This is a genomic window from Janthinobacterium sp. AD80, from assembly GCF_002878455.1.
In the GTDB taxonomy this organism is placed as follows: domain Bacteria; phylum Pseudomonadota; class Gammaproteobacteria; order Burkholderiales; family Burkholderiaceae_D; genus Janthinobacterium.
In genome coordinates this window covers 1-582 of sequence record NZ_NRDQ01000389.1, presented here as the reverse complement: position 1 = coordinate 582, position 582 = coordinate 1, and the positions used below count along the sequence as shown (strand labels likewise).

The window sequence follows — 582 nt, the reverse complement described above, 5'->3', positions numbered from 1 at the left end:
ATACGTCCACTTTCGTGTTTGCAGAGTGCTGTGTTTTTATTAAACAGTCGCAGCCACCAGTTTATTGCAACCCTTTCACCCTCATGGAGTAAACCAATCAAGCTACCGGGGCGTACCTTTTCCCGAAGTTACGGTACCAATTTGCCGAGTTCCTTCTCCCGAGTTCTCTCAAGCGCCTTAGAATACTCATCTCGCCCACCTGTGTCGGTTTGCGGTACGGTCTCGTATGACTGAAGCTTAGAGGCTTTTCTTGGAACCACTTCCGATTGCTTCGTGAACAAGTTCACTCGTCCCATCCCCTTGAATTGCGCACCCGGATTTGCCTAAGTGCCTTCTATGAGACAGAAACTGACTATTCCAACAGTCAGACAACCTTCCGCGATCCGTCCCCCCATCGCATCATACGACGGTGCAGGAATATTAACCTGCTTCCCATCAGCTACGCATCTCTGCCTCGCCTTAGGGGCCGACTCACCCTGCTCCGATGAACGTTGAACAGGAAACCTTGGGCTTACGGCGTGGAGGCTTTTCACCCCCATTATCGCTACTCATGTCAGCATTCGCACTTCTGATACCTCCAGC

1 rRNA gene is annotated in these 582 nt (G+C 51.2%); it reads right to left on the bottom strand.

The features are described 5' to 3' along the window. Positions 1–582, bottom strand: a 23S ribosomal RNA gene (locus tag JaAD80_RS29925); the annotation flags it as partial.